The following is an 18,608-nucleotide window of genomic DNA, read 5'->3' as shown; positions in this document are numbered from 1 at the left end:
GAGCATCCCCCATGAGCAAACACTATCGCCTGGGCATCGACGCCGGCGGCACCTTCACCGATTTCATCCTCGCCGACCAGCTCGGCAACGTGCAGCTGTTCAAGGCCCCCTCGACCCCGCAGGACGGCACCCTGGCCATCCGCAACGGCCTGGCGCAGATGGCCGACGCCCTGGGGCGCAGCCCGGCGCAGATCATTGGCGACTGCGACCTGTGCATTAACGGCACCACCGTGGCCCTCAACGCCCTGATCGAGAAGACCGGGGCCAAGGTCGGCCTGCTGTGTACCGATGGCCACGAAGACAGCCTGGAAATCCGCCTGGGGCACAAGGAAGACGGCCACCGCTACGACGCCAGCTACCCCCAGGCCCACATGCTGGTGCCGCGCCACCTGCGCCGGCCCATCGGCGGGCGCATGCGCAGCGACGGCCAGGAGCACGCGCCCCTGGACGAAACGGCGATCCTGCGGGCCATCGAGTACTTTCGCGAGCAGCAGGTGCAGGCGGTGGCCATCTCCTTTGTCTGGTCGGTGCGCAACCCGGCCCACGAGCAGCGCGCCGCACAGCTGGTGCGCGCGGCCCTGCCCGGGGTCTTCGTCTGCACCGGCAATGAAGTGTTCCCGCAGATCCGTGAATACACCCGCACTTCCAGCACCGTGGTCAACGCCTACCTGAGCCCGGTGATGCAACGCTATGTGGCGCGCATCGACAGCCTGTTCGAAGAACTGGGGGCACAGCAGCCGACCCGCTACTTCCAGTCCAACGGCGGCCTGGCCCCCGGCGCGATCATGAGCACCCGGGCGGTCAATGCCATCAATTCCGGCCCGGCCTCGGCGCCCCAGGCCGGGCTGTGCGTGGCCCGACCATTCGGTATCGACAACGTGATCACCGTGGACATGGGCGGCACCTCCTTCGACATCACCCTGAGCCAGGGCGGGCGCACCAACTTCAGCAAGGACAGCGACTTTCTGCGCTACCGCATCGGCGTGCCGATGATCCAGGTGGAAACCCTCGGCGCCGGTGGCGGCTCCATCGCCCACCTGGACCCCTTCGGCATGCTCCAGGTCGGCCCGCGCAGCGCCGGGGCCAACCCCGGGCCGGTGTGCTATGGCAAGGGCGGCAGCGAGCCGACGGTGACCGACGCCAACCTGGCGCTGGGCTACCTGGCGGACGGCGCCTTGCTCGGCGGCAGCATCCGCCTGTCACGCCAGGCGGCGCTGCAGGCCATCGCCAGCCGGATCGCCGAGCCCCTGGGCATCAGCATCGAGCGCGCGGCGCTGGGCATCATCACCCTGGTCAACCTGAACATGGTCAGCGGCATCCGCCGGGTATCGGTGGAGCGCGGCTACGATCCCCGCCAGTTCGCCCTGATCGGCGCCGGCGGCGCGGCGGGCATGCACGTGATCCGCCTGGCCGAGGAAATCGGCAGCCAGGTGGTGCTGATTCCCAAGGTGGCCTCGGGGCTGTGCGCCTTCGGGCAGATCCTCTCGGACATCCGCTACGACCAGCTGACCACCCTGCCCATGCGCCTGGACGACCAGCACGTGGACCTGGCGCTGCTCAACCGGACCCTGGCCCGGCTGCGCGAACAGGGCCTGGAGAACCTGCGCCAGGACGGCTTCAGCAACGGCAACCGGGTCGATACCCAATACCACCTGGAAATCCGCTACCTGGGGCAGATCCACGAATGCAGCGTCGAACTGGCCAGCAACGAGCTGGACCCGGCCGGCCTCAGCGCCCTGCGCGAAGCCTTCCACAGCCGGCACAAGGCGCTGTTCTCCTACAGCGAGCCGCAGAGCCCGATCGAGCTGGTGAACCTTGAATGCTCGGTGATCGCCAGGCTGCAGCACCCACCGATGCCGGAGATGCCGATCCCCGAGCAGCAGGTGCCGGCAACGCCTCGGGAACAGCGCTCGATGCTGTTCGACGAAGCCGGCGGCTGGCAACCGACGCCGGTCTACCAGGGCGAACAGCTGCAGGCCGGGCAGACCCTCACCGGCCCCTGCGTGATCGAGGAAGCCACCACCAACATCGTGGTGCCGCCGGGCTGGCAGGCGACGCTCGCGCCCTCGGCCTGCTACCGGCTGACGCCTGCCGATTGACCGACCCGCGCTCTTGCCCAAAGATCACCGGCACCGTGGCTGACCACCCGGTGCTGTCCTGACTAAAAAACACAAGAAAGCAGGAGTGATGATGGTTCAGCAGCTATCCACCCGTTACTGGCCCGAGCACCAATGCCAGCCCCGCTGGGCCGAAGCCATTGGCAACGCCTACTTTCCCCTGTCCCTTGAATTCAGCAGCGACCGCCCCTTCCAGGGCAACCTGCGGATCTGGGAAACCCCCAGCAGTGCCCTGGCCCTGTCGCGCCTGCGTTCCAGCCGCCTGGGCTATTCCCGGAGCAAGGCCCAGGTCAGCAACGACACCCAGGCCTGCTACCTGGTGACCATCCCCCGGCGCCACGAGGTGCTGTTCGAACAGGACGGCCGCGAGCTGCATTGCCGCCCCGGCAGCTTCATCTTCGAACGGGGCGATGCGCCCTACCGCTTCCGCTACGCCAGCGACAACGACCTCTGGGTGTTCAAGCTGCCGGAGCAGGCCCTGCACGGCCAGTTGCGCGGCGCCGAGCGCTACACCCGTTTCTGTTTCGATGCCCGGCGCGGCCTGGGGCGGATCTTCGCCGACCAGTTGGCCATGTGCGCCGCGCGCTTCGACGAATGCGCCCCGGCGGCGCGGCATATGCTGCTGGAACAGGCCCTGGCGACCCTGCTGCTGACCCTTCGCCAGGACGAACGGGTGCTCAGCAGTGAAAGCTCCAGCCTCGCCGCCCTGCACCTGCAACGCATCGAAAGCTACGTGGAGCAGCACCTGGGCTCGGCGGAGCTCAACCCCAGGCAGATCGCCAGCGCCTGTGGCATTTCCCTGCGCTATCTGCACAAGCTCTTTGCCGACAGCCCCTTCAGCCTGGGCGAATGGATTCGTCAGCAGCGCCTTTGCGCCGTGCACCGCCAACTGCGCGACGCCCACTGCCGCCTGTCGATCGGCGAGCTGGCCGCGCGCTGGGGGTTTGCCGACCAGGCCCAGTTCGCCCGGCACTTTCGCCAGCAGTTCGGCTGCACCGCCAGCGAAGTGCGCGCCGGCCAGGGCACTGCCGTACCGCGTCACTGAACGCCGGCCCCACTTGGCAGCGCCGGGGCATTTGCCACGGCTCGGGCATGAACACGCATTTGCCAGTAAACTCTCTGCCCTTTCGCCGCAGTCACCCTTATGTGCGGCCAAGCCTTTTGCATGCGGAGCCTGCCTTGCGTCTGTTTCACACCTCCGACTGGCACCTGGGCCAGAACCTCCACGGCCAGGAACGCGACTTCGAACACGCCTGTTTCCTGGAGTGGCTGCTGCGCCAGCTCAAGCACGAACAGCCCGATGTGCTGCTGATCGCCGGCGATATCTTCGACACCGTCAACCCGCCGGTCAGCGCCCAGGAGCGGCTCTACGACTTCATCGTCAGCGCCCACGAGCAGCAGCCGGCCCTGACCGTCGTGATGATCGCCGGCAACCACGACTCCGGCTCGCGCATCGAGCTGCCGGCGCCCTTGATGCGCCGCCTGCGCACCCACGCCCTGGGCCGGGTGCTGTGGCTGGACGACGGCCAGCTGGACGCCGAGCGCCTGCTGCTGCCGCTGCCCGACGCCAGCGGCCAGGTCGCCGCCTGGTGCCTGGCCCTGCCGTTCCTGCGGCCGGCGGAAGTCACCGGCCGCCAGCTGGGCGACGACTACCTCAAGGGCATTGCCCAGGTCCACGAATGGCTGATCGCCGCGGCCAACGCCAAGCGCCAGCCGGGCCAGGCCCTGGTCGCCGTCAGCCATGCGCACATGGCCGGCGGTTCGGTCTCGGAAGATTCCGAACGCAGCCTGATCATCGGCAACGCCGAGGCCCTGCCCGCCAGCCTGTTCGGCCCGGACATCAGCTACGTGGCCCTGGGCCACCTGCACAAGCCGCAGAAGGTCAACGGCGAGGAGCGCATCCGCTACAGCGGCTCGCCGATCCCGTTGTCGTTTTCCGAGATCGGCTACCAGCACCAGATCCTCGACGTGCGCCTGGACGGCGAGACCCTGGTCAGCGTCGAACCGCGGCTGATTCCCCGCGCGGTGAACCTGCAACGCCTGGGCCCGGCGCCCCTGGGGGAACTCCTGACCCAGCTCGGCGAGCTGCCGGACATCGACCTGTTGGCCGAGGAGCAGCGCCAGCCCTGGCTAGAAGTGCGGGTGCGCCTGGACGAGCCCCAGCCGGACCTGCGCCAGCAAGTGGAAAGCGCCCTGCAAGGCAAGGCCGTGCGCCTGGTGCGGATCGCCGCCGAATACGCCGGCAAGGGCGCAGGTGACGGTGAAGAGGCCAGTGCCGAGCTGATCGAGCTGGACCAGCTGACCCCCGAAGAGCTGTTCCGCCGCGCCTGGCGCGACGCTTACGCCAACGAGGTGGACGAAGCCACCCTCAAGGATTTCGCCCTGCTGTTGCAGGACGTCCAGCAAGAAGGTGAACAGCCATGAAGATCCTGGCCATCCGCCTGAAGAACCTGGCCTCCCTGGCCGGCCCCTTCGAGATCGACTTCACCGCCGAGCCCCTGGCCAGCGCCGGGCTGTTCGCCATTACCGGGCCCACCGGCGCCGGCAAGAGCACCCTGCTGGATGCCCTGTGCCTGGCGCTGTTCGGCGCGGTGCCGCGGCTGAACAATATCGGCCGCGAGACCAAGGTCCCCGAGGTCGACAGCGAGATCCTCACCAGCGACCCGCGCACTCTGCTGCGCCGCGGCACCGGCAGCGGCTATGCCGAAGTGGATTTTGTCGGCATCGACGGCCGTCGCTACCGCGCCCGCTGGGAAACCAACCGCGCCCGCGACAAAGCCACCGGCAAGCTGCAAGGCAGCCGGCAGAACCTCACCGACCTTGACAGCGAACAGCTGCTGAGCAACCAGAGCAAGAGCGAATACAAGCAACTGATCGAGGCCCGCCTGGGGCTCAACTTCGAACAGTTCACCCGGGCGGTGATGCTGGCCCAGAGCGAGTTCAGCGCCTTTCTCAAGGCCGACGACAAGGAACGCAGCGAGCTGCTGGAAAAGCTCACCAACACTGCGGTCTACAGCCAGTTGGGGCGCCGCGCCTACAGCAAGAGCAAGGAGGCCGAAGACGCCCACAAGGAGCTCAAGGCCCAGGCCAGCGGCATCAGCCCGCTGGAGCCCGAGGCCCGGGCCGAGCTTGAACAGCAGTTGAGCCAGGCCCAGCAACAGCTCAAGGAGCAACAGGCCCAGCTCAGGCAGTTGGAAGCCCAGCACGTCTGGCTCAAGGAACTACGCCAGTGGCAGGAAGCCCGGCAGAGCGCCGCCGAACAACTGCAAGCGGCCGAACAGGACGCCCAGGCCCTGGCCCCGGAGCGCCTGCGCCTGCAACGCCTGGAACAACTGGCGCCGCAGCGGCACCAGTTCCTGCGCCAGGCAGAGCTGGGCGCCAGCCTGCTGCCGTTGCGCCAGCAGATCCAGCAGCAGGTCGAACAGCAAGGCGCCCTGCAACAACAGCAGGAACGCCTGCAACAGCAACTGCAGGACGCCGGCACGGCCCTGTCCCAGGCCCAGGAACAGCACAGCACCAGCGCCCCGTTGCTGCGCGAAGCCTTTGCCGAACAGGCCAACCTGGAGCGCCTGGGGCAGAGCCTGGCCCAGGCCGAGGCCCAACGCAGCCGCGCCGAGCAGGCCAGCACCGAGGGCCAGCAAGGCATCCAGCAACTGCTGGAAAAACAGCGCCTGGTGGGCGAACGCCTGGAGCGGATCGCCGGGCAACTGGCCCACAGCGTCGCCCTCGCCCCCTTGAGCGACGCCTGGAACGCCTACCGCGAACGCCTGCAACAACTGATGCTGATCGGCAATCGCCTGCACCAGGGCCAGGCCGAACTGCCGGCCCTGGAACAGCGCGCCAGCAGCGCCGCCCAGCAACTGAGCGAGCAACGCACGCAGCTCGAACTGCTCTACAGCGAAGCCGGGGCCGAGCCCCAGGCGGTGGCCGAGCAGATCCAGTTGCTCGGCACCCTGCTCCAGGACAACCGCAAGCAGCAGCGCGCCGTCGAAGAGCTGGCCCGGCTCTGGGCCCAGCAACGCGAACTGGACCAGCGCGGCCAGGCCCTGCAGGACAGGCAGCAGGCGGTGGCCGCCCAGCGCGAGGAGCTGAACAAGGTCGGCCTGCAGGCCAAGGCCGAGCTGGTGGTGGCCGAGCAGACCCTGAGCGTCACCCAGGCCCTGCTGGAGCGCCAGCGGCTGGCCCGCAGCGCCAGCGTCGAGGAATTGCGCGGGCAATTGCAGAGCGACCAGCCGTGCCCGGTGTGCGGCAGCGTCGAGCACCCCTACCACCAGCCTGAAGCCTTGCTGCAGAGCCTCGGGCGCCACGACGAGAACGAGGAAGCCAGCGCCCGCAAGACGGTGGACAGCCTCAAGGAACAGCTCAACGAACTGCGGGCCCAGGTCCAGGGGCTGATCGCCCAGCAGAAGGAATTCCTCCAGCAGCAGGAACAGCTGGCGAGCCAGCAGCAGGCCCTGGCCCCGAGCCTGCAAGCCCACCCCTTGAGCGCCAGCCTCCTGGACCAGGACCCGCCCAAGCGCGATGCCTGGCTGCAACAGCAACTCGACCAGCTGCAGCAGAGCATCACCCAGGACGAAAACCGCCAGGGCGCCCTGCTGACCCTGCAAAAAGATGCCGCGCGCCTGCAAAACCAGCTGCAGGCAGCAATCGACGCCAGCCAGCAGGCCGCCCAGCACCTGGACAAGCAACAGCAGCAACTGAGCGCCGACCGCCAGCGCCTGGACGAGGAACTGGCCAGCTTCAGCCACCTGCTGCCGGCAGAGGTCCTCGACGGCCTGCGTCGCGACCCGGCCAGCACCTTCATGCAGCTCGACCAGCAGGTGCTGCAACGCATCGAGCAACTGCGCGAGCAGCAGGAAGAGGCCGAAGAACAGCAACAGCGCCAGCTGACCCTGGAAAAGGAACAGGACCGCCAACTGACCCGCCAGCAGCAACTGGCCGAGGCCCAACAGCAGTTCGACACCCTGCACCAGCAGCAACAGGCCTGCCAGCACAGGCTCGCCGAACTGCTGGGCCAGCAGCCCAGCGCCGAGCACTGGCAGCAGCACCTGGAGCAAGCCGTGGACCAGGCCCGCAGCGCCCAGGCCCTGGCCCAGCAACAGCAGCAGGCGCTGCACCAGCAAGCGATCGAGTTGGGCGCCGAGCTCAAGGCCCGGGAAGAACGCCTGCAAGCCCTGGAAAGCGAACAACAGCAACTGGCCGCCAGCATCGAGCAGTGGCGCGCCGGGCACCCCGAACTGGATGACGCCGGCCTGCAACAGTTGCTGGAGCTGGACGAAGAACAGGTGCAGCAACTGCGCCAGCGCCTGCAAGACAACGACAAGGCCATCGAGCAGGCCAAGGTGCTGCTGCAGGAACGCCAGCAGCGCCTGGAACAGCATCAGGCCCAGCACAACGGCAACCTGGAGACCGAACAACTGGCCCAGGCCCTGGAACAGCTGCAGCAACAGGCCCAGGCCAGCGAACAACAGGTGGCGGACCTGCGTGCACGGCAAAGCGAGGACCAGCGCCGCCAGGCCGCCAACCAGGCCCTCAACCAACGCCTTGAACAGGCCTACGCCCAGTGGCAGCGCTGGGCCCGGCTCAGCGCCCTGATCGGCTCGGCCGAAGGCGACAAGTTCCGCAAGATCGCCCAGGCCTACAACCTCGACCTGCTGGTGCACCACGCCAATGCCCAACTGCGCCAACTGGTGCGCCGCTACCGCCTCAAGCGCGGTGGCAGCATGCTCGGCCTGCTGGTGCTGGACACCGAAATGGGCGACGAACTGCGCTCGGTGCACTCGCTGTCCGGCGGCGAAACCTTCCTGGTGTCCCTGGCCCTGGCCCTGGGGCTGGCCTCCATGGCTTCCAGCACCCTGAAGATCGAATCGCTGTTCATCGACGAAGGCTTCGGCAGCCTCGACCCCGAGTCCCTGCAACTGGCCATGGATGCCCTCGACGGCCTGCAGGCCCAGGGCCGCAAGGTGGCGGTGATCTCCCACGTACAGGAAATGCACGAACGGATTCCGGTACAGATCAAGGTCAGCCGCCAGGGCAATGGCCTGAGCACCCTGGAGGTGAAATGAGCACGCTGCAAACGCCGGGGGCGACCCTCTACTCCTTCCGCCGCTGCCCCTACGCCATGCGTGCGCGGCTGGCCCTGCGCTATGCCGGGGTGCCATTGCGGATTGTCGAAGTCAGCCTCAAGGCCAAGCCGGCCGAGATGCTCGCGCTGTCGGCCAAGGGCACGGTGCCGGTGCTGGCACTGGAGGATCGGGTGATCGATGAAAGCCTGGAGATCATGCACTGGGCCCTGGCCCAGCATGACCCCGAGGATTGGCGGCTCACGGAGGACCCGACGGCCCAGGCGCAGATGGCGGCACTGATTGCCGAGAATGACCAGGTGTTCAAGGTGCACCTCAATCGCTACAAGTACGCCGAGCGCTACCCCGAGGCGCCCATGGAGCACTACCGGGCCCAGGGCGAGGCGTTTCTGGCGCGCCTCGATAGCCTGTTGCAGCAGCGCCGCTATCTGCTGGCGGCGCATCCGAGCCTGGCGGACATGGCGCTGCTGCCGTTTGTTCGCCAGTTTGCCCATGTGGACCGGGAGTGGTTTGCCCAGACGCCTTATCGCTCCTTGCAGGAGTGGTTGCAGGAGCGGCTAGCATCAGAGTTATTCCTGGCAGTCATGGCCAAACAATAACCTTCACAAGATGCGCGTATCGGCAGCCTCAAATAGATTGAGCTGCCGAAACAACAGGCTTTCAGAATCTTCCTAAAGACTTCATCCGCAACTAATAACTAAACTAACCCGACACATCAAATTCATATCCAACACAGCAATTAGTTAAACGCCCAGTTACTACTCTCATGTAAGCAAGAGAACTTCGATTCACACTATCGCGCCCCACTCAGCCCCAAACCCCAAGCCAGTCGGGCATCACACCCTCATTACCGCGTAAAGCAAGCCATTACTTCGGCAGTAGCCTGCTCGCCCCCAGAAAAATCCATTATTCAGGCCGCTGTAGTCATTTCCTTTATCGCCAGGTTCATTACATTGAAATCGCCTTTTTCAACAGCCGCATTAACCCTGATCTATGGAGTGATTTATTCAGCACAGTCCTGTGCCGACACTACTATCGACCTGAGTTCTTTGGGCGCTGATGGCTCGGTAGCCTATGGCGTATCGGCTGACGGCCATTTCATCGTCGGCACTGCGTTCGCGAACGGCAATCAATATGCGTTCAAGTACAGCGATGCGACCGGCATGGTCAATCTGGGCTCCCTCCCGGGGGGACGCCATGCCTCTGCCAAAGCCATATCCGCTGACGGCAATGTGATCGTGGGAAGCGCTAGCACCTCTAGCACGGTTCACGCCTTCAAGCACACCGACGCAACCGGCATGGTCGACCTCGGCACGTTGAGTGGAGGGGGAATCTCAGATGCGGTAGGCGTATCGGCTGACGGCGCGGTTGTCGTAGGCCATTCGAGTGCAGCCAATGGAGCGCTTCATGCTTTCAAGCACACCGATACGACTGGCATGATCGATCTGGGCACCCTGGATGCGGGCAACAGCGGCTACTCCGGTGCCACTGCCGTGTCCGCGGACGGCAGCATTGTCGTGGGATACGCGAATATCGATGCCAGCACAGGCATGCAACATGCCTTCAAGCACACCGACGCAAGCGGCATGATCGATCTGGGCACCCTGGGAGGGCAGGCCTCACAAGCGTCCGGCATCTCCGCCGACGGCCGCGTTATCGTGGGAATGGCCGAGACAGCTACAGGCGGCACTCAAGCGTTCAAGCACACTGACAGCCGGCATGGTCGGCCTGGACTCCTGGGGTGGCGATTCCTTCGCTTATGGCACTTCCTCCGACGGTAGCGTCATCGTAGGTGTAGCCGCGACGGCCACTGGCTATGTCCATGCATTCCGGCACACCGATGCCAGCGGCATGGTCGACCTGGGCACCCTGGGCGGTGAAACGTCAGCGGCGACCGGCGTCTCCGCTGACGGCAATGTTGTCGTGGGCCTCAGCCTTACGGGTGAAGGAGCCATGCACGCCGCGCTATGGAAAATCACCGAAACAGGCTCCCACCTTGTCGACCTGGACAACACCCGCACCGCCATGGCCAAAAACGCCAATCGGGCCTGGGGGATGCTCGATTTGCGCAGCGAACAACTGGCTCGATTGATGAGCCAGGAATGCCAGATCGACAGTGGCTCGTTCTGTATCGGTGTGGGCCCAAGCTACAGCCGCAACGGCGTGGCCAGGCAGACCAGCATGAGCCTGACCCTGGGGGTTCGTCCCACCGAGCATCTGCGCCTTGGCGTGACCCTGGATCAGGACCTCGATCGGCAACTGCCGGACAACTACACCAAGGCAGGGTCGGCAGCACCGGCGGTCGCCCTCTTCGCCGCCGTTGATGAAACAGGCCACGGGCTGGGTTGGCAGGGCCGTGTGGCCGCAGCCTATGTGTCTTCCAAGGTCGATATCACACGCGAACAACTGGCTTACACCGAGGCCGGCCAAGGGCGTTCGAGCCTGCGCGGCAAGTCCTTGAGCATCGAAGGCGCCTACGGCGTGATGCTCAATGCAATGACCCTGACGCCGTATCTGGGCCTCAGCCAGACTCAGGTCAGCCGCCAGGGCTATCGTGAAAACAGCGGCGCGGTGTTTGCGGCCAGCTACGCGAAAATGGGCCGCACGACCACCAGCCTGAACCTCGGTGTGCGGGGCGCCAAAAAGCTCACCCGGCAGCTGGAACTCAGTGCCAACCTGGAGCTGACCCAGGACCTGCGCAACAAGCGCGATGCCTTTCACGCCCAAATGGAGTACCTGGGGCGCTACACCTACCAGGCCGGAAAACAGCACGACGCTCGCCTGGGGGCCGGCACGGGAGTGAGCTATGCCCTGAACGAACACAGCGCCGTGCATACGGGCGTGTTCTGGGCGCAGCAACCAGGTGGCAATGATGTGACCGGCATTCAGACAGCCTTCACTTATCAGTTCTGATAGCAGCCTGCCCCACCGGCCTGAATTCGAAGCCGGCCGGGGACGCGGATGCACGTTCGCCATTGCGTGATTCGGGCAGGCCCGGGAGCCAGACGCCATGCTAAGGTTTGGCCACTTCCACTCTCGCGAAAATGCCCATGTCCGTCGTCATCCGCACCCACCCCCGCTTGACCATCGGCGTCCTGATCGGCTGCGCCATCGGTCTGCTCGCTCCTGCCCAGACCCTGACCGGCAAGATCCTCATTGGCTGGAACGCCGCTGTCTGGAGCTACCTGGCACTGATGCTCTGGCTCACCGTTCGGGCCCGGGCCGATGAGGTCAGGCGCATCGCCGAAGCCGAGGATGAAAACGCCGGCCTGGTGCTGTTGATCGTCTGTGTGGCGGCCATCGCCAGCCTGGTGGCGATCACCCTGGAGCTGGTGGGCAGCAAGGACCTGGACAGCACCCAGCGCCTGGTCCACTACGGCTTCACCGGGCTGACGGTGATCGGCTCGTGGCTGCTGGTGGGGGTGATCTTCAGCCTGCACTACGCGCGCCTGTACTACACCTGGGACGGCAAGGAACCGGCGCTGCGCTTTGCCGAAGGCCCGACCAACCCGGACTACTGGGACTTCCTGTATTTCTCCTTCACCATCGGCGTGGCGGTGCAAACCTCGGACGTCGGCGTGGCCACCCGCGAGCTGCGCAAGATCGTCCTCGCCCAATCGCTGATCGGCTTTCTGTTCAACACCGCGATCCTCGGTTTCTCGATCAATATCGCCGCCGGGCTGTTCAGTTGAGGCTGCACAAAACTTCTAGACCCCAGCCCTGCCAGCGGCGTTAACTGCCAGGGTTGCCGCCACGCCCCACGGACCGCCCCATGACCACGCCCAACTGGATCGACCTGGCCCAGGATGCCGACACCGGCATCGAGACCCTGCGGGCCCATTTCACTGGCCACGCCTATGACCCGCACTGGCACGACAGCTACCTGGTGGGCGTCACCGAGCAAGGGGTGCAGCAGTTCAACTGCCGCCGGGCCCGGCACCAGAGCACGCCGGGCAAGGTGTTCCTGCTGGAACCGGGGGAAATCCACGACGGCGAGGCCCCCACCGAGGGCGGCTTTACCTACCGCATGCTGTACCTCGACCCGCAGTGGCTGGAGCGCGAACTGGGGGCGCTGTTCGCCGAGGCGCCGGCCAATGCCCAACTGGCATTCGGCAGTACCCTGGCCAGCGATCCGCGCCTGGCCCGGGCCACCAGCGCGGCCTTTCACAGCCTGCACCATGGCGAGTTGCGCATCGTCCGCCAGAGCGCCCTGGACCAGTTGCTGGAACAACTGACCGGGCACTTGCACTGGCGCCGGCGCTACGCCCAGGACCCGCGCCTGCCGCTGGTGGCGCAACGGGCCCGGGACTACCTGCATGCACACCTGGCCCAGGACCTGAGCCTGGAAGCCCTGAGCCAGGCCTGCGGGGTCGACCGCTTTCGCCTCAGCCGCGCCTTCAAGGCCGCCTTCGGCCTGCCACCCCATGCCTACCTAGTGCAACTGCGCCTGAGCCGGGCACGCCGCCTGCTGGCCGGCGGCGCGGCGCCGGCCGAGGTCGCCACGGCCCTGGGCTTTGCCGACCAGAGCCACCTGGGGCGCTGGTTCATGCGTGCCTACGGGCTGAGCCCGGCGTTGTATCGCAAGCGCTGCACAAAGCTTCCAGACGCCTGAAAGCACCTGGGCCAGGATCAACTGCCGATCACTTACCGGAGTTGCCTGCCATGCCCCTGTCTCTCTCGACCCTGCTGCCCTTTGTGCTGTTTGCCTTCGTCGCCTCCATCACCCCGGGGCCGACCAATATCCTGGTGCTGAACAACAGCGCCCGCCATGGCCTGCGGGCGGCGCCGCCGATCATCCTCGGCGCGGCGCTGGCTGCGGCCGGGATCGTGCTGCTGGTGGGCGCCGGCCTGGGCGACTGGCTCGCCGGCAGGCCCAAGGTGCAGCAGGCCATGCAGTGGCTCGGGCTGCTGTGGCTCAGCTACCTGGCCTGGCAGATCTGGCAGGCCCCGGCCAGCGCGCTGGATGCCAGTGCCGGGCAGCCGCGCCGCCTCGGGCTGGCCGGCGCCGCCGCGTTGCAACTGGTGAACCCCAAGACCTGGATGATGGCCCTGGCGGTGGTCAGCGTGTTCGCCGGTACCGAGGCCGACCGACAGTGGCGGGCGCTGTGGCTGTCCCTGGTGTTTTTCCTCATCGCCCTGCCGTGCCTGGGCGCCTGGGCACTGCTGGGGGCCGGTTCGGCGCACTGGCTGCGCTCGCCGCGAGCGCTGCAGGCGTTCAATCGGGGCATGGCCCTGCTGTTGCTGGCATCCACCTGGATGAGCCTGTGGGCCTGAGGTCGCCACAGTGCAACGGGCGGTCGCTCCAGTGCCTTTGGCTCGGCACCGGGGCCCTGTAGGGTGGCGCACACGGCGCAACAAGACGCCGCCCCGAACAAAAACCACTGCCCCACGAGAGCCTCCGATGAAAACACCGTTCAAGCGTTGTTTCCTGGCCTGTTGCGCCAGCGCCCTGCTGAGTGCCCCGACCTGGGCCGCCGAGCCCGCCGCCTGCAAGACCGTGCGCATGGGCGTGGTCAACTGGACCGACGTGATCGCCACCAGCGCCATGGCCGACGTGCTGCTCGGCGGCCTGGGCTACGACAGCAAGCAGACCAGCGCGGTGCAGCAGATCATCTTCGCCGGCATTCGCGACCGGCGCCTGGACATCTTCCTCGGCTACTGGAAACCGGCCATGGACCTGAACATCGCGCCCTTCCTGGCCGCCGGGCAGGTCAGGGTCATGGCCCAGCCCAGCCTGGCCGATGCCCAGGCGACCCTGGCGGTGCCGGACTACGTGGCGCAAGCGGGCCTGAAGACCTTCGCCGACATCGCCCGCTTCAAGGAGCAACTGGGGGGCAAGATCTATGGCATCGAACCCGGCAGCGGCGCCAATACCACGATCAAGACCATGATCGACACCGACCATTTCGGCCTCAAGGGCTTCAAGCTGATCGAGTCCGGCGAGGCCGGGATGCTGGCGGCGGTGCAGCGGGCGATCAACCGCAAGGAGTTCGTGGTGTTCGTCGGCTGGACCCCGCACCCGATGAACATCAACCTGGCCATCACCTACCTCACCGGCAGCGAGGACGTGTACGGGCCCAACGAAGGCGCGGCCACGGTGTCCACGGTGACCGCCCCGGACTATGCCGAGCGCTGCCCCAACGTCGACCGGCTGCTGAAGAACCTGAGCTTCACCGCAGCCCAGGAAAGCCAGCTGATGGTGCCCATCATGCAGCGCCAATCCCCCCAGGAGGTGGCCCGGCAATGGTTGCGCGAGCATCCCGAGGACCTGCAGCGCTGGCTGGCGGGAGTGACCACCTTCGACGGCCGCGATGGCGTGGCAGCGGTCAAAGCGAGCCTGTAGCCACCTCTGCAGGAACCGGCTTGCCGGCGCAGGCGGTCTCACGGGCCCTTCGCCGGCAAGCCGGCTCCCACACTCCAGGACTGTCCATGAACCATTACCCGCTTTCTGCCGAGCTGGCGGCCTTTGTCCAGCGAACCCTGAGCTACACCAGCGCCGACAGCAGCTTCCAGGGCCTGCGCGACAGCTACGAGCGCATGTGCCGGGCCTTCACCCCGCCTCGCCCGGCCGGGCTGGCGGTACAGGAGCTGCAACTTTCCGGGGTGCCACTGCGCCTGTATCACCCCGAGCGCCCCGCTGCGCCTTCGGGCTGGCCCTGGCTGTTGTACCTGCACGGCGGCGGCTGGGTGCTGGGGAGCCTGGACTCCCACGAGTTCATCACCGCCCGCTTGGCCAGCGAGCTGGGAATACTGGTGATCGCCGTGGACTACCGGCTGGCCCCGGAGCACCCGTTCCCCGCCGCCTTCGACGATTGCCTGGGGGTCTGGCGGGCCCTGGAACAAGGGCTGCTGCCCCTGCCACTGGACCCGCAGCGCCGGGTGCTGATGGGCGACAGCGCCGGCGGCAACCTGGCGGCGGCGCTGTGCCTGGCCCTGCGCGATGCCGGCGAACCCGGGCCGGCGGCCCAGGTGCTGGTCTACCCCGGCCTGGGTGGTGCCGCCAACCTGCCCTCGCGCAGCCAGTGCGCCGACGCGCCCTTGCTCAGCAGCAGCGACCTGGACTGTTTCCAGGCCCTGTACCTGCCCGGCCCGCAGCAGCGCTCGGCCTATGCCCGGCCGCTACTGGCGCAACAGTTCGCCGGCCTGCCCGCGGCCTTTATCGCCCTGGCACAGTTCGACCCGCTGCGCGATGACGGCGAGCGTTATCACCAGCACTTGCTCGCAGCCGGTGGGCAAAGCCAGCTGTACCCGGGCCTGGGGCTGGTGCACGGCTGCCTGCGTGCCAGGGGCGTGGCCCCTGAAGTGGACGCCCTGTACAGCGCCCTGCTGGCCTACCTGGAACAGCACCTGGGTCGCCCCTGAACGCGACCGTTGGTCAGCCACCGACCTGCCCGGATGCTATTTCCTGCCTCCGCACTATTGACGGCCGAAGCGCTTTTGCGGTTTCCTGAAACCGGTTTCAGCGCAACTGGAACCCATAATTCCAAAAACAAGGTCGTCGCCCGTGAATCAGTTTTCCGCCGCCCAGCGCAGCCGCGTCACCATGCTCGATGTCGCCCGCCGCGCCGGGGTCTCCAAGGCCAGCGTGTCGCGCTTTATCGGCGAGGACCGGGCCCTGCTCTCCGATGCCATTGCCCTGCGCATCGATCAGGCCATCAGCGAACTGGGCTACCGCCCGAACCAGATGGCCCGCAGCCTCAAGCGCGGGCGCACCCGCCTGATCGGCATGCTGGTGGCCGATATCCGCAACCCCTATTCGATTGCCGTGATGCATGGCGTGGAAACCGCCTGCCGCCAGCACGGCTACAGCCTGGTGGTGTGCAACACCGACCGCGACGACGAACAGGAAGCCCGGCACCTGGCCAACCTGCGGGCCTACAACATCGAAGGCCTGATCGTGAACACCCTGGGCCACCACCTGGAACAGTTGCAGCAATTGCAGGAAGAGATGCCCATGGTCCTGGTGGACCGCAAGCTCTCGCAGTTGCAGGCCGACCTGGTGGGCCTGGACAACCCGGCGGCGGTGCGCAGCGCCCTCGACCACCTGCAACAGCAGGGTTATCGCGACCTGCTGCTGGTCAGCGAACCCCATGACGGCACCAGCTCGCGGCTGGAGCGCAGCGCCAGTTTCCAGGCCGAGATCGAGCGCCGTCCGGCCTTGCGCGGCCAACTGCTGGAAACCGGCAGCCACCTGACCAGCCAGTTGCAAGCCTTTCTCGCCGCCCCCGGCCCCGGGCCCAAGGCGCTGTTCTGCGCCAACGGCGTGGCGACCCTGGCCGCCACCCGTGCCCTGCGTGAGCTGGAGTGCCCGCTGTTCGAAGGCGTGGGCCTGATCGCCCTCGACGACCTGGACTGGTACCCCCTGGTGGGCAATGGCATCACGGCCCTGGCCCAGCCCACCGAAGCCATAGGCACCAGTGCCTTCGAATGCCTGCTCAAGCGCCTGCGGGGCGACGATGCCCCGGCGCGGGTGGTGGATTTTCCGGCGCAGTTGATCGTGCGCGGCTCCACCCGGTTGTAACAGTGGGGGCAAGGCCCACCACTTTTTTCTCGAACAAAAATGAAACCGGTTTCAGAGGTCAGGAACATGCAGCAATCCCCCGTCTCCATCAGTTTGTCCAGCTACGGCGCAGACCTTGTGCGCGCACAGGGTCAGGCGCATTTCATTCCCCTGGTGGCCGCCGCCGGCGCGTCCTGCATTGAATGGCGCGAAGAACTGCTGACCCATGAGCAGCCCGCCGAGCTGGCCCGCAGCGCTGCGGAGCACGGCCTGGAAAGCGTGTTTTCCTCGCCCCTGGAGTTGTGGCAGGCCGAGCGCAGCGAGCCCAACCCGCAACTGAGCGCCACCCTGCAACGGGCCCGGGAGTTCGGCGCCAAGCGGCTCAAGGTGTCCCTCGGGCACTTTCGCGAACACCACAACCTGCGCAGCCTGGCCAGCCTGCTGTTTCGCCAGCCCCTGGCCCTGCTGGTGGAGAACGACCAGACCGCCCACGGCGGGCGCATCGAGCCGTTCCAGCGCTTTTTCAGCGCGGTAGAGGCGCTGAACCTGCCGCTGCGCATGACCTTCGACATCGGCAACTGGCAATGGCAGGAGCAATCGGCGCTCAACGCCGCGCGCCTGCTGGGCCGGCACGTGGCCTACGTGCACTGCAAGGCGGTGCGCCTGCGGGTCGACGGCAAGCTGGTGGCCATACCGCCCGGCGCCCCGGAGCTGCATCAATGGGAACAACTGCTGCGGCACATGACTCAAGGTATTACCCGGGCCGTGGAATACCCCTTGCAAGGCACCGACCTGCTGCAAGTGACCACCGAGCAGGTCAGCCTGCTGGCCCACCTTGGCCAATCGCGCCTGGAGCATGCAGATGCCTGATATCGATATCCTCTCGTTCGGCGAAACCATGGCGATGTTCGTTGCCGAACACGGCGGCGACCTGGCCCAGGTCCAGCACTTCCACAAGCGCATCGCCGGGGCCGACAGCAACGTGGCCATCGGCCTGGCACGCCTGGGCTTCAAGGTGGCCTGGCTGAGCCGGGTAGGCAACGACTCCCTGGGGCGCTTCGTGCTCGACACCCTGCGCGCCGAAGGGCTGGACTGCCGTTTCGTGCGCTGCGACCCGATCCATCCCACCGGCTTTCAGCTCAAGTCCCGGGAAGACGGCGGCGACGACCCGCGGGTCGAGTATTTCCGCCGCGGTTCGGCGGCCAGCCACCTGGCCATCGGCGACCTCGACCCGGCCCTGCTGCGGGCCCGCCACTTGCACGCCACCGGCATTCCCCCGGCGCTCTCGGACTCGGCTCGGGAGCTGTCCGGCCACCTGATGCACACCCAGCGCAGCGCCGGGCACAGCGTGTCGTTCGACCCCAACCTGCGCCCCGCCCTGTGGCCCAGCGAAGCGCTGATGATCCGCGAGATCAACCGCCTGGCGGCGCTGGCCCATTGGGTACTGCCGGGGCTCGCCGAAGGCCGCCTGCTCACCGGCCGCGACGACCCGGCGGACATCGCCGCCTTCTACCTGGACCAGGGCGCCGAAGCCGTGGTGATCAAGCTCGGCGCCCACGGCGCCTACTACCGCACCCAGCTGGATGCCGGCTTCGTCGAGGGCGTGCCGGTGGCCCAGGTGGTGGACACCGTAGGCGCCGGCGACGGCTTTGCCGTGGGCCTGATCAGCGCCCTGCTGGAAAGCCGCGGCATCCTCGAAGCGGTGCAGCGGGCCAACTGGATCGGCAGCCGCGCGGTGCAGAGCCGTGGCGACATGGAAGGCCTGCCCCTGCGCCACGAACTACCGGAGCACACACCCAGCCTGAAAACCGCCAGCGCCCTGTAGGCGCTGGCTTGCCAGCGAAGACGCCCGCCCGGCGACACACGCCCCAAGGGCCCCTTCGCCGGCCAGCCGGCTCCTGCAGTGAC

General features: G+C 66.9%; 15 protein-coding genes. All 15 read left to right on the top strand.

The features are described 5' to 3' along the window. Window positions 1-11 precede the first annotated feature (11 nt). The 15 genes from capA (at window position 12) to AC1RMG_RS03880 (ending at window position 18,525) form a co-directional block, all read left to right on the top strand. Window positions 12-2,099, top strand: a complete 2,088-nt coding sequence (gene capA / locus AC1RMG_RS03950; protein WP_493168408.1) for a caprolactamase subunit alpha — start codon at window positions 12-14, stop codon at window positions 2,097-2,099. Between the two features lie 91 nt (window positions 2,100-2,190). Then, window positions 2,191-3,162 (top strand): AraC-like ligand-binding domain-containing protein, encoded by a 972-nt coding sequence (locus tag AC1RMG_RS03945; protein WP_011061025.1) that lies wholly within the window; start codon window positions 2,191-2,193, stop codon window positions 3,160-3,162. A gap of 134 nt (window positions 3,163-3,296) precedes the next feature. Continuing rightward, window positions 3,297-4,541 (top strand): exonuclease SbcCD subunit D C-terminal domain-containing protein, encoded by a 1,245-nt coding sequence (locus AC1RMG_RS03940; RefSeq protein ID WP_011061024.1) that lies wholly within the window; start codon window positions 3,297-3,299, stop codon window positions 4,539-4,541. Beyond that, the gene (locus AC1RMG_RS03935; protein ID WP_401020172.1) at window positions 4,538-8,182 is read left to right on the top strand and encodes an AAA family ATPase; all 3,645 of its coding nucleotides are present in this window, start codon (window positions 4,538-4,540) and stop codon (window positions 8,180-8,182) included. Before AC1RMG_RS03940 ends, AC1RMG_RS03935 begins: the two co-directional genes overlap by 4 nt. Beyond that, window positions 8,179-8,799 (top strand): glutathione S-transferase, encoded by a 621-nt coding sequence (locus AC1RMG_RS03930; protein WP_493168406.1) that lies wholly within the window; start codon window positions 8,179-8,181, stop codon window positions 8,797-8,799. The genes AC1RMG_RS03935 and AC1RMG_RS03930 overlap by 4 nt, the downstream gene beginning before the upstream one ends. A gap of 354 nt (window positions 8,800-9,153) precedes the next feature. Next, a complete protein-coding gene (locus tag AC1RMG_RS03925) occupies window positions 9,154-9,981 on the top strand; it encodes a hypothetical protein (protein WP_493168404.1) in 828 nt (275 codons plus the stop codon). After that, window positions 9,920-11,113, top strand: coding sequence for an autotransporter outer membrane beta-barrel domain-containing protein (locus AC1RMG_RS03920; RefSeq protein WP_493168402.1), 1,194 nt, complete (start codon window positions 9,920-9,922; stop codon window positions 11,111-11,113). Before AC1RMG_RS03925 ends, AC1RMG_RS03920 begins: the two co-directional genes overlap by 62 nt. A 137-nt stretch (window positions 11,114-11,250) precedes the next feature. Beyond that, window positions 11,251-11,892: a DUF1345 domain-containing protein gene (locus AC1RMG_RS03915; RefSeq protein WP_011061020.1), complete on the top strand. Its 642-nt coding sequence runs from the start codon at window positions 11,251-11,253 to the stop codon at window positions 11,890-11,892. Window positions 11,893-11,972: 80 nt separating this feature from the next. Further along, the gene (locus AC1RMG_RS03910) at window positions 11,973-12,812 is read left to right on the top strand and encodes an AraC family transcriptional regulator (protein WP_015635414.1); all 840 of its coding nucleotides are present in this window, start codon (window positions 11,973-11,975) and stop codon (window positions 12,810-12,812) included. Between the two features lie 50 nt (window positions 12,813-12,862). Continuing rightward, on the top strand, window positions 12,863-13,474 hold the full coding sequence (locus AC1RMG_RS03905) for a LysE family translocator (RefSeq protein ID WP_077934012.1): 612 nt from the start codon (window positions 12,863-12,865) through the stop codon (window positions 13,472-13,474). A gap of 127 nt (window positions 13,475-13,601) precedes the next feature. After that, on the top strand, window positions 13,602-14,543 hold the full coding sequence (locus AC1RMG_RS03900; protein WP_493168400.1) for a choline ABC transporter substrate-binding protein: 942 nt from the start codon (window positions 13,602-13,604) through the stop codon (window positions 14,541-14,543). Window positions 14,544-14,629: 86 nt separating this feature from the next. Next, window positions 14,630-15,562 (top strand): alpha/beta hydrolase, encoded by a 933-nt coding sequence (locus AC1RMG_RS03895; protein WP_493168398.1) that lies wholly within the window; start codon window positions 14,630-14,632, stop codon window positions 15,560-15,562. 142 nt (window positions 15,563-15,704) lie between these two features. Continuing rightward, window positions 15,705-16,721, top strand: a complete 1,017-nt coding sequence (locus AC1RMG_RS03890) for a LacI family DNA-binding transcriptional regulator (RefSeq protein WP_493168395.1) — start codon at window positions 15,705-15,707, stop codon at window positions 16,719-16,721. Window positions 16,722-16,787: 66 nt separating this feature from the next. Continuing rightward, window positions 16,788-17,570 (top strand): sugar phosphate isomerase/epimerase family protein, encoded by a 783-nt coding sequence (locus AC1RMG_RS03885; RefSeq protein WP_493168393.1) that lies wholly within the window; start codon window positions 16,788-16,790, stop codon window positions 17,568-17,570. Then, window positions 17,563-18,525: a sugar kinase gene (locus AC1RMG_RS03880; RefSeq protein ID WP_072442076.1), complete on the top strand. Its 963-nt coding sequence runs from the start codon at window positions 17,563-17,565 to the stop codon at window positions 18,523-18,525. The genes AC1RMG_RS03885 and AC1RMG_RS03880 overlap by 8 nt, the downstream gene beginning before the upstream one ends. Window positions 18,526-18,608: the final 83 nt, after the last annotated feature.

It is taken from the genome of Pseudomonas sp. GW822-FHT04H02 (assembly GCF_058800645.1).
Note: the sequence above shows the minus strand (reverse complement) of the source record. Positions and strands in the feature narration are given on the sequence as shown.

Coding starts and splice junctions, on each gene's coding strand:
- capA (WP_493168408.1), top strand. CDS start 12: ATGAGCAAACACTATCGCCTGGGCATCGACGCCGGCGGCACCTTCACC.
- AC1RMG_RS03880 (WP_072442076.1), top strand. CDS start 17,563: ATGCCTGATATCGATATCCTCTCGTTCGGCGAAACCATGGCGATGTTC.
- AC1RMG_RS03915 (WP_011061020.1), top strand. CDS start 11,251: ATGTCCGTCGTCATCCGCACCCACCCCCGCTTGACCATCGGCGTCCTG.
- AC1RMG_RS03905 (WP_077934012.1), top strand. CDS start 12,863: ATGCCCCTGTCTCTCTCGACCCTGCTGCCCTTTGTGCTGTTTGCCTTC.
- AC1RMG_RS03920 (WP_493168402.1), top strand. CDS start 9,920: ATGGTCGGCCTGGACTCCTGGGGTGGCGATTCCTTCGCTTATGGCACT.
- AC1RMG_RS03935 (WP_401020172.1), top strand. CDS start 4,538: ATGAAGATCCTGGCCATCCGCCTGAAGAACCTGGCCTCCCTGGCCGGC.
- AC1RMG_RS03895 (WP_493168398.1), top strand. CDS start 14,630: ATGAACCATTACCCGCTTTCTGCCGAGCTGGCGGCCTTTGTCCAGCGA.
- AC1RMG_RS03910 (WP_015635414.1), top strand. CDS start 11,973: ATGACCACGCCCAACTGGATCGACCTGGCCCAGGATGCCGACACCGGC.
- AC1RMG_RS03900 (WP_493168400.1), top strand. CDS start 13,602: ATGAAAACACCGTTCAAGCGTTGTTTCCTGGCCTGTTGCGCCAGCGCC.
- AC1RMG_RS03930 (WP_493168406.1), top strand. CDS start 8,179: ATGAGCACGCTGCAAACGCCGGGGGCGACCCTCTACTCCTTCCGCCGC.
- AC1RMG_RS03945 (WP_011061025.1), top strand. CDS start 2,191: ATGGTTCAGCAGCTATCCACCCGTTACTGGCCCGAGCACCAATGCCAG.
- AC1RMG_RS03885 (WP_493168393.1), top strand. CDS start 16,788: ATGCAGCAATCCCCCGTCTCCATCAGTTTGTCCAGCTACGGCGCAGAC.